This is a genomic window from Pseudomonas sp. LBUM1662, from assembly GCF_059695915.1.
On the sequence record NZ_CP166793.1, the window covers coordinates 4289361 to 4304459 of the forward strand.

At 60.9% G+C, this 15099-nt stretch carries 15 protein-coding genes; 10 read left to right on the top strand and 5 right to left on the bottom strand.

Annotation, left to right across the window (positions count from 1 at the left end; genetic code table 11):
• The first annotated feature begins 228 nt into the window (after positions 1-228).
• The 5 genes from ACA049_RS19430 (at position 229) to ACA049_RS19450 (ending at position 4607) form a co-directional block, all read left to right on the top strand.
• Complete coding sequence (locus ACA049_RS19430; protein WP_033060285.1) at positions 229-969, top strand: response regulator; 741 nt, start codon at positions 229-231, stop codon at positions 967-969.
• Positions 966-2261, top strand: coding sequence for an ATP-binding protein (locus ACA049_RS19435; protein WP_497329002.1), 1296 nt, complete (start codon positions 966-968; stop codon positions 2259-2261). The genes ACA049_RS19430 and ACA049_RS19435 overlap by 4 nt, the downstream gene beginning before the upstream one ends.
• Positions 2262-2444: 183 nt before the next feature.
• The gene (locus ACA049_RS19440; protein ID WP_497329004.1) at positions 2445-3077 is read left to right on the top strand and encodes a CDP-alcohol phosphatidyltransferase family protein; all 633 of its coding nucleotides are present in this window, start codon (positions 2445-2447) and stop codon (positions 3075-3077) included.
• Entirely contained in the window at positions 3064-3663 is a 600-nt protein-coding gene (locus tag ACA049_RS19445; protein ID WP_077749092.1) for a lysophospholipid acyltransferase family protein, read from the top strand. The genes ACA049_RS19440 and ACA049_RS19445 overlap by 14 nt, the downstream gene beginning before the upstream one ends.
• Positions 3660-4607, top strand: coding sequence for a phosphatidate cytidylyltransferase (locus tag ACA049_RS19450; RefSeq protein ID WP_497329006.1), 948 nt, complete (start codon positions 3660-3662; stop codon positions 4605-4607). Before ACA049_RS19445 ends, ACA049_RS19450 begins: the two co-directional genes overlap by 4 nt.
• A gap of 136 nt (positions 4608-4743) precedes the next feature.
• On the opposite strand, the gene ACA049_RS19455 is transcribed toward ACA049_RS19450, so the two are convergent.
• The 3 genes from ACA049_RS19455 to ACA049_RS19465 all read right to left on the bottom strand — a co-directional run bounded on the left by ACA049_RS19455 (position 4744) and on the right by ACA049_RS19465 (position 7813).
• On the bottom strand, positions 4744-5502 hold the full coding sequence (locus ACA049_RS19455) for an HvfC family RiPP maturation protein (RefSeq protein ID WP_497329008.1): 759 nt from the start codon (positions 5500-5502) through the stop codon (positions 4744-4746).
• On the bottom strand, positions 5495-6334 hold the full coding sequence (locus tag ACA049_RS19460; protein ID WP_497329010.1) for an HvfB family MNIO-type RiPP peptide maturase: 840 nt from the start codon (positions 6332-6334) through the stop codon (positions 5495-5497). The genes ACA049_RS19455 and ACA049_RS19460 overlap by 8 nt, the downstream gene beginning before the upstream one ends.
• Positions 6335-6478: 144 nt before the next feature.
• On the bottom strand, positions 6479-7813 hold the full coding sequence (locus tag ACA049_RS19465) for an acetamidase/formamidase family protein (RefSeq protein WP_497329012.1): 1335 nt from the start codon (positions 7811-7813) through the stop codon (positions 6479-6481).
• A 435-nt stretch (positions 7814-8248) separates the two neighbouring features.
• Between ACA049_RS19465 and ACA049_RS19470 the strand changes: the two genes are divergently transcribed.
• Positions 8249-9295, top strand: a complete 1047-nt coding sequence (locus ACA049_RS19470) for a class I SAM-dependent methyltransferase (RefSeq protein WP_497329014.1) — start codon at positions 8249-8251, stop codon at positions 9293-9295.
• A 202-nt stretch (positions 9296-9497) separates the two neighbouring features.
• Positions 9498-10328, top strand: coding sequence for an NAD-dependent protein deacetylase (locus tag ACA049_RS19475; protein WP_497329016.1), 831 nt, complete (start codon positions 9498-9500; stop codon positions 10326-10328).
• A 123-nt stretch (positions 10329-10451) separates the two neighbouring features.
• On the opposite strand, the gene ACA049_RS19480 is transcribed toward ACA049_RS19475, so the two are convergent.
• On the bottom strand, positions 10452-11354 hold the full coding sequence (locus tag ACA049_RS19480; protein ID WP_497329018.1) for a LysR family transcriptional regulator: 903 nt from the start codon (positions 11352-11354) through the stop codon (positions 10452-10454).
• A 305-nt stretch (positions 11355-11659) separates the two neighbouring features.
• Between ACA049_RS19480 and ACA049_RS19485 the strand changes: the two genes are divergently transcribed.
• Genes ACA049_RS19485 through ACA049_RS19495 form a run of 3 tightly spaced genes read left to right on the top strand, consistent with a single transcriptional unit; the run spans position 11660 to position 14250 of the window.
• Positions 11660-12358, top strand: coding sequence for a CoA transferase subunit A (locus ACA049_RS19485; RefSeq protein WP_059402853.1), 699 nt, complete (start codon positions 11660-11662; stop codon positions 12356-12358).
• Between the two features lie 33 nt (positions 12359-12391).
• Positions 12392-13057, top strand: a complete 666-nt coding sequence (locus ACA049_RS19490) for a CoA transferase subunit B (RefSeq protein WP_008153883.1) — start codon at positions 12392-12394, stop codon at positions 13055-13057.
• 11 nt (positions 13058-13068) lie between these two features.
• Positions 13069-14250, top strand: a complete 1182-nt coding sequence (locus tag ACA049_RS19495) for an acetyl-CoA C-acetyltransferase (protein WP_497329020.1) — start codon at positions 13069-13071, stop codon at positions 14248-14250.
• 234 nt (positions 14251-14484) lie between these two features.
• Here the strand turns inward: ACA049_RS19495 and ACA049_RS19500 are convergent, their stop codons facing one another.
• Entirely contained in the window at positions 14485-15087 is a 603-nt protein-coding gene (locus ACA049_RS19500) for an NADPH-dependent F420 reductase (protein WP_497329022.1), read from the bottom strand.
• Positions 15088-15099: the final 12 nt, after the last annotated feature.

Below are 15099 nucleotides of genomic sequence, written 5' to 3' on the forward strand. Positions count from 1 at the left end.
AGAAGCTCGCGAGGTATCTCGTCTGTGTCGAAAACAGCCGCGTGTAAATCGGTACGTATCAAAGTCGGCCCCTGATACAGAGCGATACAAAACCCCCGAAAAATCGCATTTTTGCGTTCGCGTGTATCCGCTGCCACGCCAGATACACTGCAATACAAAGGGCTGCGGGCGAGCGGGCCAAGGCTCGATAGACTGCGCAACATCCCCCATTGATAGAGGCTTGGCCCCATGGAACACGTCGATCACATTCTCATCGTGGACGATGACCGCGAGATCCGGGAACTGGTAGGCAACTACCTCAAGAAGAACGGCCTGCGCACCACGGTCGTCGCCGACGGGCGCCAGATGCGCACGTTTCTTGAGTCCACGCCGGTGGACCTGATCGTGCTCGACATCATGATGCCGGGCGACGACGGCCTGATGCTTTGCCGCGAGTTGCGCGCCGGCAAACACAAGGCCACGCCGGTACTGATGCTCACCGCCCGCAACGACGAAACCGACCGCATCATCGGCCTGGAAATGGGCGCCGACGATTACCTGGTCAAGCCGTTCGCCGCCCGTGAATTGCTCGCGCGAATCAACGCCGTTTTGCGCCGCACGCGGATGCTGCCGCCGAACCTGGTGGTCACCGAAAGCGGCCGCCTGCTGGCGTTCGGCCGCTGGCGCCTGGACACCTCGGCCCGCCACTTGCTGGATGAAGACGGCACCATGGTCGCGCTCAGCGGCGCCGAATACCGATTGCTGCGGGTATTCCTCGATCACCCGCAACGGGTACTCAACCGTGACCAGCTGCTGAACCTGACCCAGGGCCGCGACGCCGATCTGTTCGACCGCTCCATCGACTTGCTGGTCAGCCGTTTGCGCCAGCGCTTGCTGGACGATGCCCGCGAACCGGCCTACATCAAAACCGTGCGCAGCGAAGGCTATGTGTTTTCGCTGCCGGTGGAAGTACTCGGTGCGCCGTCATGAACCTGTCGCTTCGTTGGCCACGCACCCTCGCCTCACGGTTGTCGCTGATCTTCCTGGTCTGCCTGATCCTGGCGCAGGCGCTGTCCTTCGGCGCGCAGTATTACGAGCGTTACGAAAGCGCGAAAAACACCATGCTCGGCAACCTGGAAACCGACGTCTCGACTTCCATTGCCATCCTCGACCGCTTGCCGGCCGAAGAACGCATGAGCTGGCTGAAACAACTGGATCGGCGCAATTACAGTTATCTGCTCAATGAAGGTTCGCCGGGCACCCGCATGGAAGACATGCCCATCGCGATGACCTCGATCAAAGACGCCATCGGCAAGGATTACCCGATGACCGTGACCGACATTCCCGGCCCGCAGAAACACTTTCAGGTGCACCTGAAACTCGCGGACGGCAGCCCCGTGACCATCGATGTGCGTCCGACCATGGTGGCGCTGTCGCCGTGGTTACCCATCGTGTTGCTGGGTCAGTTGGCGCTGATGATCGCCTGCACCTGGCTGGCCGTCAGAATCGCCATCCGCCCCCTCACCCGCCTCGCCGAAGCCGTGGACAACCTTGATCCCAACACCCACGCGGTGCACCTGGATGAAAAAGGCCCGACCGAGGTCGCCCACGCCGCCATCGCCTTCAATTCGATGCAGGCGCGGATCGCCGCGTACTTGAAGGAACGCATGCAACTGCTGGCGGCGATTTCCCACGACCTGCAAACCCCGATCACCCGCATGAAACTGCGCGCCGAATTCATGGACGACTGCCTCGAAAAAGACAAACTGTGGAACGACCTCGGCGAGATGGAACACTTGGTGCGCGAAGGCGTGGCGTATGCCCGCAGCGTGCACGGCGCCACCGAAGAAAGCCGCCGCACCGACCTGGATTCGTTCCTCGACAGCCTGGTGTTCGACTACCAGGACATGGACAAAAACGTGCAATTGGGTGGCAAAAGTGGCGCGGTGATCGACACCCGACCGCATGCCCTGCGGCGGGTGCTGGTGAACCTGACGGATAACGCACTGAAGTTCGCCGGGGCCGCTGAATTGTGGGTGGAAGCGAAAAACGGCAGCCTGTCGGTGAAGGTCATGGATCGCGGCCCGGGCATTGCCGAAGAGGAACTGGCGCACGTGATGGAGCCGTTTTATCGGGTAGAGAATTCGCGCAACCGCAGCACCGGCGGCACCGGCCTGGGGCTGGCGATTGCGCAGCAATTGGCGTTGGCGCTCGGGGGATCGTTGACGTTGAGCAATCGTGAGGGCGGCGGTTTGTGTGCGGAGTTGAAGCTGCCGATTTAGCTTTTGTAGGAGCGAGGCTTGCCCGCGAAGAACGATGACGCGGTTCTCGATTAAAACCGTGTAACGCCCTTCGCGGGCAAGCCTCGCTCCTACAAACGGCCCAATGGCGATGGAAAGTCTTTATATTGTCGGACACAGTCGTGCGCACCCGATAGCAACCGACACTTATATGGATATTGGCGAATGGATGACAACAGAAGGCCCATCAAGACGCGCTCTGCGGGCTGGGCGAAACACATCACCGACCTCCTGGTGAAAAGAGACATCTCCCCCAATCAGATCTCCGTCGCCAGCATCGCCTTCGCGCTCGCCGGGGCGGTGGCGCTGAACATCGATAACGGGCTCATCGGCTCGATCCTCTGCGCCGTCGGCATTCAATTGCGCCTGCTGTGCAACCTCTTCGACGGGATGGTGGCGATCGAGGGCGGCAAGAAGTCCGACATCGGCAGCCTCTACAACGAATTCCCCGACCGCATCGCCGACAGCCTGCTGATCGTCGCGCTGGGGTATGCCATCGGCTACGCCGATCTTGGCTGGTTCGCGGCGCTGGCGGCGGCACTGACGGCGTATGTCAGGGTGTTCGGCGGCTCGATTGGCCTGAAGCAGAGTTTCATCGGCCCGATGGCCAAGCAACACCGAATGGCCGTGATGACGGTGGCACTGCTGTTGAATGCCGTCGAAGCCAGCGTTTATGCCACTCACTACGTGCTGTTGATCGCGCTGGTCATCATCGCTGCCGGCTCAGCCGCGACCTGCGTCACGCGCACATTGGCCATCTCGCGCCAGCTCAAGGGGAATGCTCATGTGGATCAGTAACGCGCTGATTTCTGTCCTTCGCTTCCTGATCGGCGTCACCGCCCGCTGGGAAAGCCCGCCCGACCTGACACGCCAGCGCATCTATTTCGCCAATCACTCCAGTCACATGGACACCCTGGCAATCATCGCCGCCCTGCCACCGGAAGCCCGGGTGAACGTGAAACCGGTCGCGGCCGCCGACTACTGGGGAAAGAACAAGTTTCTGTCGTACATCTCGCAGAAAGGCCTGAATGCGGTGCTGATCGAGCGTAACCCGGCGCCCGGCGTCAACGTGCTGGAGCCGATTTTCGATGTGGTGCGCGCCGGCCATTCGATCATCATCTTTCCGGAAGGCACGCGCGGCAGCGAGGCGTTGCCCGGTCCTTTCAAATCCGGCCTGTACCGCTTGGCCGAGACATTCCCCGAGGTCGACTTGGTGCCCATCTACCTGGAAAACCTGCATCGCTCCATGCCAAAAGGCAAACACGTGCCGCTGCCCATCATCTGCACGATCCGGATCGGCGACCCGTTGCCGAGGATCAGTGGCGAGGAAAAACAGGTGTTTCTGGATCGGGCGCGTGAAGCGATTGTGAGGTTGTCGGAATGAATCTTGACCAAAAGTTCTTGTGGTTCTTCGGTGCCATTGCCGCCCTGCTGGCGATCGCTTCGATCATCGGCCGGATTCTGGCCAAGCGCGCTAAATCAGAAAGCTCGATGTCGACCATCGAAAACCTCAACCAGCGGGTGAACGCCTGGTGGGGCATGGTCATCATTTTCTTCGTGTCCTACCTGCTGGGCGGGAACGCGACGGTCATTCTGTTTGGCTTCATTTCACTGTTCGCGCTCCGGGAATTCATCACCCTGACGCCGACTCGGCTTGGCGACCATAACGCGCTGTTTTCGGCGTTTTTCATTCTGATCCCGCTGCAATACGTATTGATCGGCACCCACTGGTACTCGCTGTTCACGCTGCTGATTCCGGTGTACGCCTTCCTGTTGTTGCCGGCGATTGCGGTGCTGAGCCAGGACACCGACGCGTTCCTGGAACGGGCGGCCAAGATCCAGTGGGGGGTGATGATTTGTGTCTACTGCATCAGCCATGCGCCGGCCCTGTTGCTGCTGGACCTGGAAGGCTTCAAGGGGCAGAACGCGCTGCTGCTGTTCTATCTCGTGTTCGTCGTGCAGTTGAGTGACGTGTTGCAGTACGTGTTCGGGAAGCTCTTCGGCAAGCACAAGGTTGCGCCGCTGGTAAGTCCGTCGAAAACGGTGGAAGGCCTGGTCGGTGGAGGCCTGTCGGCCACGCTGATCGGCGGGTGCATGTTCTGGATGACCCCGTTCAATTTTTGGCAATCGCTGCTGATGTCGCTGGTGATCGTGGTGATGGGGTTTCTGGGTGGGCTGGTTATGTCAGCGATCAAACGCAGCCTGAGCGCCAAGGATTGGGGGACCATGATCAAGGGCCATGGCGGCATGCTGGATCGGATGGATTCGATCTGCTTCGCGGCGCCGATCTTCTTTCACCTGACGCGGTATTTCTTCTCCGCGCCATAAGTATCCAGACACACCACTCAACCTGTGGGAGCGGGCTTGCTCGCGAAGGCGGTGTGTCAGTCGACAGTGATGTTGCCTGACACGACGCCTTCGCGAGCAAGCCCGCTCCCACAGGGGATATGTGGTGGTTGGGAAATCAAGCAACGATGCCGACCACCCCTTCCCCATGCATCTGCCGCAACAACGCCGCGCCACTCGCCATGAACTCCGGCGATCCAGCGGCCCCCGCTTCCACCGCCAGCCCTTCCAGCTGCGCCTGCCCATCCAGCTCGGGAAACTCCTCGACCCGCTGCAACAACCGCCACGCCAACGGGCTCAGCTCGGAAAATTTCACACTCCAGTCCTCGTCCCGGCGCACCAACAATAATGTGGGTTGAGGCGGTGCAATGTCCGGCTGATGATCCGGCCCCACCAGTTGCACCGGCCACGCATAGGCCAACGGCCAGGCCAGCGGCGACACTTGCAGCGGTCGCTCCAGGATCAACGCCACATCACTCGGCGCCAACGGCTCGGCCTCGGACTGCTGCAACGCCATCTCGACCCATTCGTAATGCGCCAGCTCCACCATGAACGGCGGCCACTCACGCTCACTCAACGCCTGCGGTCCGGAGGCCAGGAACTCGACAAACTCCTGGGCGATTTCGCCGAATTTCGGCGTGCGCGCGCGGTAGTCCCGCAGGAAGATTCGCACCAGCGAGCGCCAATGCTCATCACCGAGAATCTTGATCAGCACCGGAAAGGTGCCGCTGAGCAACAACGACAGGTTGGAAAAAATCAGGTCGCGGTAAACCTGTGCCCGCGCCACATCCATCCCGGCCGGTGGCGCGCAGTGATCGGGATCGCGCAGGTATTGGCCCAGCGTGGATTGCTGTTGAAGCAACGAGTGCTTATCCACGGTTCACCCCCTTCGCTTGCAGACGGCGAATGGTCTGCAATTCGGCCACCAGTTCAGAAAACGCCGGGAAGTTGAAATCCCGCTCCAGCAGCGTCGGTTGCGCGCCAAACCGGGCGTAAGCCTGGGCCAGCAACGACCACACCACCGGTTTCACCGACGCGCCATGGGTGTCGATTTTCAACGTGTCGGATTCATCGAAATGCCCGGCCACGTGCATCGCCACCACCCGGCCCGAATCGATGCCGGCCAGAAAGGTCTGCGGATCGAACCCGTGATTGATCGAGTTGACGTAGACGTTGTTGACGTCCAGCAACAGGTCGCAATCGGCTTCCCGCAGGACCGCGTTGGTGAAGGTCACTTCGTCCATGTCCTGCTGCGGCGCCGCGTAGTAGGACACGTTTTCCACCGCCAGGCGCCGACCGAGAATGTCCTGGGCCTGGCGAATCCGCGCGGCCACGTGATGCACCGCTTCTTCGGTAAACGGCAGCGGCAACAGGTCGTAGAGATGACCGTCATCGCTGCAATAACTCAGGTGCTCGCTGTACAGCGGCACGTTGTAGTGATCGAGGAACACCCGGACTTCCTGCAGAAACCCGACGTCCAGTGGCGCCGGTCCGCCCAACGACAGCGACAAGCCGTGGCAGGACAACGGAAAACGCTCGGCCAGGGCACGCAAGGCATGACCATGGGCGCCGCCGATGCCGATCCAGTTCTCCGGCGCGACTTCCAGGAAGTCGAAATCGCCGGTACGGGCGGCCTGGAGGTCCTTCATTAATCCGCGACGCAAGCCGAGCCCGACGGTCGCTTTCGCTGAGGTGATGGGGGTCTGCATGGTGTCGATCTCGAGGGTTGCCAGTACGGAATCACAGTTAATCCAAGCGGTGTATCGGGGCTGTGTTCCGTAGCGGCAGAAAATCGCGGCGGTTGTATCGCCGGCGGGTCTGTACACACTTCGGTACAGACCCTTCGGCAAGGGTTACGCCAAGTCGTATTTCTCACGTACCAGATGGCCGATGCCGATGCGATCGAGCACGTCCATCGGGCACAGGAAGGTCACGCGGACGGTGCCCGGCAAGCGGCTGATGTCGATCGAGCCGGTGATGGTCGCGCGGTTGAGCACTTCGTCGTATGGCAGACCGGTCACCGCAGCGGCGCGTTTCAAGCCGTTCTCGACAGCAACGTTGAGGTTCTCGCCGCTGCCGATAAAAGTGATCGGGCCGCTCTGTTCGATTTCGTGCTGACCCCAACGCTCGCCCAGTTCGCGGACTTTCTGCCGTTGTTCGGCGCTCATCGGCCGCGCCATTGGCGGCAGATCGTCGAGGTTTTGCAGGAGGATCGGCCCTTCCAGCGTGAGGTTTTTCACCACTTGCACCACCACTTCGGTTTCCCCGGAGCAGTCGGTGGCGTGCCCGGCGATCTCGCCGTTGCCTTGCTGGGCGTGCATGTCGCCCATGTACACACCAGCGCCCGGCACTTTCACCGGGCAGATCAGCACGCAGCCTTCGCGGATCGAGTTGGTGTCCATGTGGCCGTCGGTCTTGGCCGCGTGCAGTTCTTCGCGGGTCATGCCGAAACGGTGCGGTGCGTTGATCAGGTATTGGCCGAAATCGGCGCAGTTGTGCGAATCGGGTAAATCACGGGACGGCGTGGTGCCGATGTTGCCGAGGAACGGGCGCATGTGCGCGGCAACGCCGGGGATGTCGGCGCGAGCCAGGGACAGGATCGAGTGCTGGGCGGCGAATTCCGGCAAGGCCGACATTTGCGAGGCATTGCCGGCCAATCGGTTAGCGACGTCCTGATTGACGGTCAGGCTGACCTGGTTCTGCGCATCGAAGACGATCACGTAGCCATGGCTGAAACGAAACGCGCTGACTTCGGCGCCGCAGTTGTTGCAGCGAATCGACTCCTCGCCAATGCCTTCGACATGACTGGCCGGGTGATCGGTGCCGCACTTGGAGCAGAATTTGGAGACGAACGGGTCGCCGTTGTATCGCCCTTCCACGAAGCTCATGACCCCGGACGAGGTCGCCAGCGAAGTGACGCGCATGCTTTTGATCTTGATCGCCACGGCGTCGCCGACTTCGGCGCCGGCAATGGCCACCGGTTGCGTCACTTCGTGGCCGCCCTCGAAGGCCGGCGTGATCATCGGGCCCCAGCAGCCCGGCGGTGTGCCGGTGATCAGGGTGCCGCCGTCGGCCAGAGGACCGAGCATTGGCTGGCTGGGCCCGATCAGGCCGTTGGTGTACTGATCGACGCGCAGGTGGTTGACGGGTGAAGTGTTGAGGTCGGTTTCAGACGCAAGCGTGGTCATTGGTGTCCCCTTAACGGTGAAAGGCGTAATACGGGGTCACAGTTCATCGCAGATTTGTATCTCGTCTGTGTTCGGCAGCGCCAGGGAATGAAGCGGAATGTATCGGGGCGCAGGTTGGACACAATGCGATACACACCACAAATCCCCTGTAGGAGCTGTCGAGTGAAACGAGGCTGCGATCTTTTGATCTTGCTTTTAAAGATCAAGATCAAAAGATCGCAGCCTCGTTTCACTCGACAGCTCCTACAGGGATTGGTGGTGGTCAGGGAAATGTGGGCTTTCGTCGCTCCAGGCCGCGGCGCACGGGGCTCGGACTAAACTTACTGCACGCGGGACGTGCACAGCGTCCTGTTCATTCCCACGACCACCGCCCAGGGGTGAACGCCTCGATAAACAAGGCCTCTGGACCGTGATCCTGCTGAAGGAGCACACGTGATGGACGAGGCCAGACTCAACGATTTCATGGGCAAACTGGTGAACGACATGGGCGGCGCGGCGATGCTTGCCAACGTCATCCTCGGTGAAGAGCTCGGCCTGTACCGGGCCATGGCCGACAGTCAGCCGATCACCCCCGAAGCACTCGCCGACAAAACCGGCTGCAACACCCGCCTGCTGCGCGAATGGCTCAGCGCCCACGCCGCGTCCGGTTACATGGAACACGAAGGCGGCCAGTTCCGCCTGCCCGAAGAACAGGCCCTGGCATTGGCCATTGAAGACTCACCGGTGTATATCGCCGGCGGTGTCGGGGTGGTCGCGTCGTTTTTCCATGACAAGGACAAACTGGTCAACGCCATGCGCGGCAACGGTGCCCTGGCCTGGGGCGACCACCATCCATGCATGTTCAGCGGCACGGAGCGGTTCTTCCGGCCCGGTTACAAGGCGCACCTGATCGCCGAATGGCTGCCGGCCCTCGACGGCGTGGTCGCCAAACTGCAGTCCGGCGCCAAAGTGGCGGACATCGGCTGCGGGCATGGCGCGTCAACGGTGATCATGGCCCAGGCGTTCCCGGATTCGCGGTTCGTCGGTTTCGACTACCACGCACCGTCCGTCACCGTTGCCACCCAACGTGCTGAAGAAGGTGGGGTTTCCGGGCGTGCACGGTTCTTCCAAGGCACGGCTAAAAGCTTCCCCGGCGACGACTATGACCTGGTCTGCTATTTCGACTGCCTGCACGACATGGGCGATCCGGTGGGCGCGGCAAAACATGCTTATGACGCCCTGAAACCGGACGGCACGGTGCTGTTGGTGGAACCGTTCGCCAACGACTCGCTCGACGACAACGTCACCCCGGTTGGGCGGTTGTTCTATGCTGCGTCGACCTTCATTTGCACACCGAACTCGCTGTCTCAGGAAGTCGGTCTGGGGCTCGGCGCCCAAGCGGGTGAGGCGCGGTTGCGCAAGGTCTTCACCGAGGCGGGGTTCAAGAGTTTCCGGCGGGCAACGGAAACGCCGTTCAACCTGATTCTGGAGGCGCGTAAATAACCACCGCTGACGGATATTCACTGAAGATCCCTGTAGGAGCTGTCGAGTGAAACGAGGCTGCGATCTTTTGATCTTGTTTTTAAAAAAGCAAAGTCAAAAGATCGCAGCCTCGTTTCACTCGACAGCTCCTACAAGGGATTGCGTTTAGCAGACTGGCAAGTGCTACGCTGCAAAACACTCAAGCCCCTGCGGAGTGTTGAACATGCTCGACGAACAACTCGACCGACTCCAGCGTTTGATGGCCGAGCAGCCGTTCATGGTCCTGACCGGCGCCGGCATCAGCACCCCGTCGGGCATTCCGGACTACCGCGACAACCAGGGCGTGCGGCGCGGTCGGCAACCGATGATGTATCAGGAGTTCCTGTCAGCCCCGGAATCACGCCGCCGTTACTGGGCTCGGGCGATGCTCGGCTGGCCGCGGGTGCGCCAGGCTCAGCCGAACGTGGCCCACGAAGCCCTGGCCAGTCTGCAAAATACCCGGCAGATCAGCGGGCTGATTACCCAGAACGTCGACACCCTGCACGATCAGGCCGGCAGCCACGACGTGATCGAACTCCATGGCAGCCTGCACCGGGTGCTGTGCCTGGACTGCGGGCAACGCAGCGAGCGGGATTCGATCCAGCAACTGATGGAAGCGCAGAATCCCTATCTGGCCGGGGTCGATGCGGTGCAGGCGCCGGATGGCGATACCTTGCTGGATCCTGCGTTCGAGGCGCGGTTTCAGGTGCCGCATTGTCCGCATTGCGCGGGTGAGCGGATGAAGCCGGACGTGGTGTTTTTTGGCGAGAACGTGGCGCAGGTGACGGCGGCCAAGGCCATGGCGGCGGTGGAACAGGCGGCGGGGTTGTTGGTGGTGGGGTCGTCGTTGATGGCGTATTCGGCGTTTCGCTTGTGCCGGGTGGTGGCGGATCAGGGGAAGCCGTTGATAGCGATCAATCTGGGCAAGACCCGGGCGGATGACCTGCTGGATATGAAGATTGAGGCGTCGTGTGAACAGCTGTTGCCCTTGCTGGCCCAGCGCCTGAGTACTTAAAACTGACAAAACCACATCGCAATGTGGGAGCGGGCTTGCTCGCGAAGGCGTCGTGTCAGTCGACATTAATGTTGTCTGACACACCGCCTTCGCGAGCAAGCCCGCTCCCACAGTAGACCGTGATCAGGGCATAGAAAGGCGCTCGCCCAGGTTCTCGGCCTTGAGAATATCGAACAACGCCTGCGCCGCCGCCGACAGTTCCACACCGGGTTTGGTCAGCACTCCAATCGCCCGCTCCACCACCGGGTCGCGCAAGGTAATGCACCGCGCGCCCAACTCGCGCATCTGCCCGGCGCACAGGGCCGGCACGGCGCTCACGCCCAATCCGCTGGCGACCATTCGTCCGACCGTCGCCAACTGATGGCTCTCGAACTCCACCGGCAATTTCATCCCCCGGGCCTGCAAGTGTTCTTCCAGCATCACCCGCACCGTCGAAGGGCGCTGCAAGGTAATGAACGGTTCCTTGAGCAAGGTTTGCCAGTCGATGTCTTGCAGTGCGGCCAAGGGCGAATCGTCCGGTACCACGGCGACAAAACGGTCCATATACAACGGCGTGAATTCCAGCGATGAACTCTGGGTCGGCTCAAACGCCACGCCCAATTCCACCTGCCGGTCGCGGACCATTTCCAGCACTTGCTCGTTGATCACGTCGTTCACCGTGACGTTGACCTTGGGATAGCGCGCGCGGAAGGTCTTGAGGATCGGCGGCAGCAAGTTGCCGGCAAACGACGGCATCGCCGCGAGGGTCACGCGCCCCCGCTGCAGGGTGAAACGCTGGCGCAGTTCATCCTCGGCGTTGTCCCAGTCGGCAATCAGCCGGCGCGCCAGTGGCACCAGGGATTCCCCTTCAGCCGTCAGCGCCACGTTGCGCGTGTTGCGGGTGAACAGTCGGCCGCCCAGGCCTTCTTCCAGGGCCTTGATGGTCAGGCTCAAGGCCGATTGCGACAGGTGCAACCGCTCGCAGGCCACGGCGAAACTCAGGCTCTGAGCGACGGCCAGGAATGCGCGGATCTGCTTGACGGTCATGCGCGGTCTCTCCAAGGTAACTACATTAATTCAACGTAAAAACTTCCCTGTAGGAGCGTGTAGGAGCCTGTAGGAGCTGTCGAGTGAAACGAGGCTGCGATCTTTTGATCTTGTTTTTCAAGATCAAAGTCAAAAGATCGCAGCCTCGTTTCACTCGACAGCTCCTACAGTTCGACGGGGAGTCACATTGTTGAGTTTTATCTATCAATCAACCTTAAAAATCAACTTAACAAATAAATCCTCCGGCGAGACACTCCTACCCCATACGGCTAGCCAGCCGCCCACAAAGAATAAAAGAGGTGCATATGGCAGGTTTCGACAAGCGCGTGAGTTCCTATGAGGAAGCTCTGGCAGGTCTTGAAGACGGCATGACCGTGATCGCCGGCGGCTTCGGCCTGTGCGGCATTCCGGAAAACCTGATCGCCGAGATCAAGCGCAAAGGCACCCGTGACCTCACCGTGGTTTCCAACAACTGCGGCGTCGACGGTTTCGGCCTCGGCGTACTGCTGACCGACCGCCAGATCAGCAAAGTCGTCGCCTCCTACGTTGGCGAAAACAAGCTGTTCGAAGAGCAACTGCTCAAAGGCGAAATCGAAGTTGTCCTGACCCCGCAAGGCACCCTCGCTGAAAAGATGCGCGCAGGCGGTGCCGGCATCCCCGCTTTCTTCACCGCCACCGGCGTCGGCACCCCGGTGGCCGAAGGCAAGGAAGTGCGCGAGTTCCATGGTCGCAAGTACCTGATGGAAGAATCCATCACCGGTGACTTCGCCATCGTCAAAGGCTGGAAAGCCGACCACTTCGGCAACGTCATCTATCGCCACACCGCCCAGAACTTCAACCCGCTGGCCGCCACTGCCGGCAAGATCACCGTGGTCGAAGTCGAAGAAATCGTCGAGCCCGGCGAGCTGGACCCGGCGCAGATCCACACCCCTGGCATCTACGTCGACCGGGTCATTTGCGGCACGTTCGAGAAGCGCATCGAACAGCGCACCGTGCGTAAGTGATCCCCTGCCCCCGGACTTGAAGGAAAAATAACAATGGCACTTTCCCGCGAACAAATGGCTCAACGCGTCGCCCGCGAAATGCAGGACGGCTTTTACGTGAACCTGGGCATCGGCATTCCGACCCTCGTCGCCAACTACATCCCTGAAGGCATGGAAGTCATGCTGCAGTCGGAAAACGGCCTGCTCGGCATGGGTCCTTTTCCTACTGAAGAAACCATCGATGCCGACATGATCAACGCCGGCAAACAAACGGTGACCGCGCGCATCGGCGCGTCGATCTTTTCCTCGGCCGAGTCCTTCGCGATGATTCGCGGGGGGCATGTCGACCTGACCGTGCTGGGCGCCTTCGAAGTCGACGTTGAAGGCAACATCGCCTCGTGGATGATTCCCGGCAAACTGGTCAAGGGCATGGGCGGCGCGATGGATCTGGTGGCCGGCGCAGACAACATCATCGTCATCATGACCCACGCGTCCAAGGACGGTGAGTCCAAGCTCCTGTCCAAATGCAGCCTGCCGCTGACCGGCGCCGGTTGCATCAAGCGTGTGCTGACCGACCTGGCTTACCTTGAAATCGAAAATGGCGCATTTGTCCTCAAGGAACGCGCACCTGGCGTCAGCGTCGAGGAGATTGTCGCCAAGACCGCCGGTAAACTGATCGTGCCGGATCACGTTCCGGAAATGCAGTTCGCTGCCCAGTGAGGAATCATTCCATGCAAGAAGTCGTCATTGTTGCCGCCACGCGTACCGCGATCGGCAGTTTCCAGGGTTCCCTGGCCAATGTTTCTGCCGTTGATCTCGGCGCTGCGGTAATCCGCCAGCTGCTGGCGCAAACCGGCCTGGACGTTGCTGAAGTCGATGAAGTGATCATGGGCCAGGTATTGACCGCCGGTGCCGGGCAAAACCCTGCGCGCCAGTCTGCGATCAAGGCCGGCCTGCCGTTTACCGTGCCGGCCATGACCCTGAACAAGGTCTGCGGCTCGGGGCTGAAAGCGCTGCACCTGGCTACCCAGGCGATTCGCTGCGGCGATGCCGAGGTGATCATTGCCGGCGGCCAGGAAAACATGAGCCTGTCCAACTACGTCATGCCCGGCGCGCGCACCGGTCTGCGCATGGGTCACGCGCAAATCGTCGACACCATGATCAGCGACGGCCTGTGGGATGCGTTCAACGATTACCACATGGGCATCACCGCCGAGAACCTGGCGGAGAAGTACAGCCTGACTCGCGAACAACAGGACGCCTTCGCCGCGGCCTCGCAGCAGAAAGCCACGGCCGCCATCGAAGCCGGGCGTTTCGTTGATGAGATCACGCCGATCCTGATTCCTCAGCGCAAGGGCGATCCGCTGTCCTTCGCCACCGATGAGCAGCCACGCGCCGGCACCACCGCTGAAGCGTTGGGTAAACTGAAACCGGCCTTCAAGAAGGACGGTTCGGTGACTGCGGGCAACGCCTCGTCCCTGAACGACGGTGCCGCCGCCGTGATTCTGATGAGCGCTGAAAAAGCCAAGGCGCTGGGCCTGCCAGTACTGGCGAAAATCGCTGCCTACGCCAACGCGGGCGTCGACCCGGCGATCATGGGCATTGGTCCGGTATCGGCGACTCGTCGTTGCCTGAGCAAGGCTGGTTGGTCCATCGAGCAACTGGACCTGATCGAAGCCAACGAAGCCTTCGCCGCGCAATCCCTGGCGGTGGCCAAGGACCTGGAATGGGACTTGAACAAGGTCAACGTCAACGGCGGCGCCATCGCCCTCGGTCACCCGATCGGTGCATCGGGCTGCCGGGTGCTGGTGACCCTGCTGCACGAAATGATCAAGCGTGACGCCAAGAAAGGCCTCGCCACCTTGTGCATCGGTGGTGGTCAGGGTGTAGCGCTGGCGATCGAGCGGGCTTAAAGCGTTCAACAGACTGCGCGGGGGCCCACGAAGAACCGCTGCAGTCTGGCAACACACCCGGTGCGACTCACCTCGCACCGGGTTTTACACATCACGAAAACAACACCGTTCCCCTGTAGGAGCTGTCGAGTGAAACGAGGCTGCGATCTTTTGATTTTGCTTTTTAAAGATCAAGATCAAAAGATCGCAGCCTCGTTTCACTCGACAGCTCCTACAGGGGGGTATTGCATTGTGTCAGGCGAATTTGACCAGGTTCAGCGTGGGCAACGGTCCACCCGGAAACTGTGCCAGCCGCGCGCCGACACTCAGTTCCCCAAGATCAATCCCGAAGAAGCCCAATCGCTCGGTCAACCCGATCACCTGAGCTTTCGCCTCGGCGTCATCCCCCGAAACAAACAACACCCGCTGCCCGCCCTCCGCCGCCGGATCGCTTTCGAGCAACCGCGCCGCCAGATGATTGAACGCCTTCACCACTCGCGCCCCGGGCACCCATTCGGCAAAAACCTCACTGGACATCCGTCCCTGCAAGTCCACGGCTTTGAAGGACGGCGCCTCGATCGAGTTGTTGGCGTCGATAACAATCCGCCCAGCAAAATCCGGCAGACCCGCCAGCGCCGTCGGCAATTTCGACCAGTTGACCGCCACCAGCACAATGGCTTGTGCAGCCGCTTCTTCACGGGTGCCGGCGCGAGCCGTTGGCCCGAGTTCTTCCACCAGTGAAGCCAGTGTTTCTGGCCCACGGCTGTTGGCGATCACAACCTCAATGCCTTTGCGTGAAAGCGCCCGGGCAAAGGCTGAGCCAATGGCACCGGCGCCGATGATTCCAATTTTGATCATGATGGTTCACTC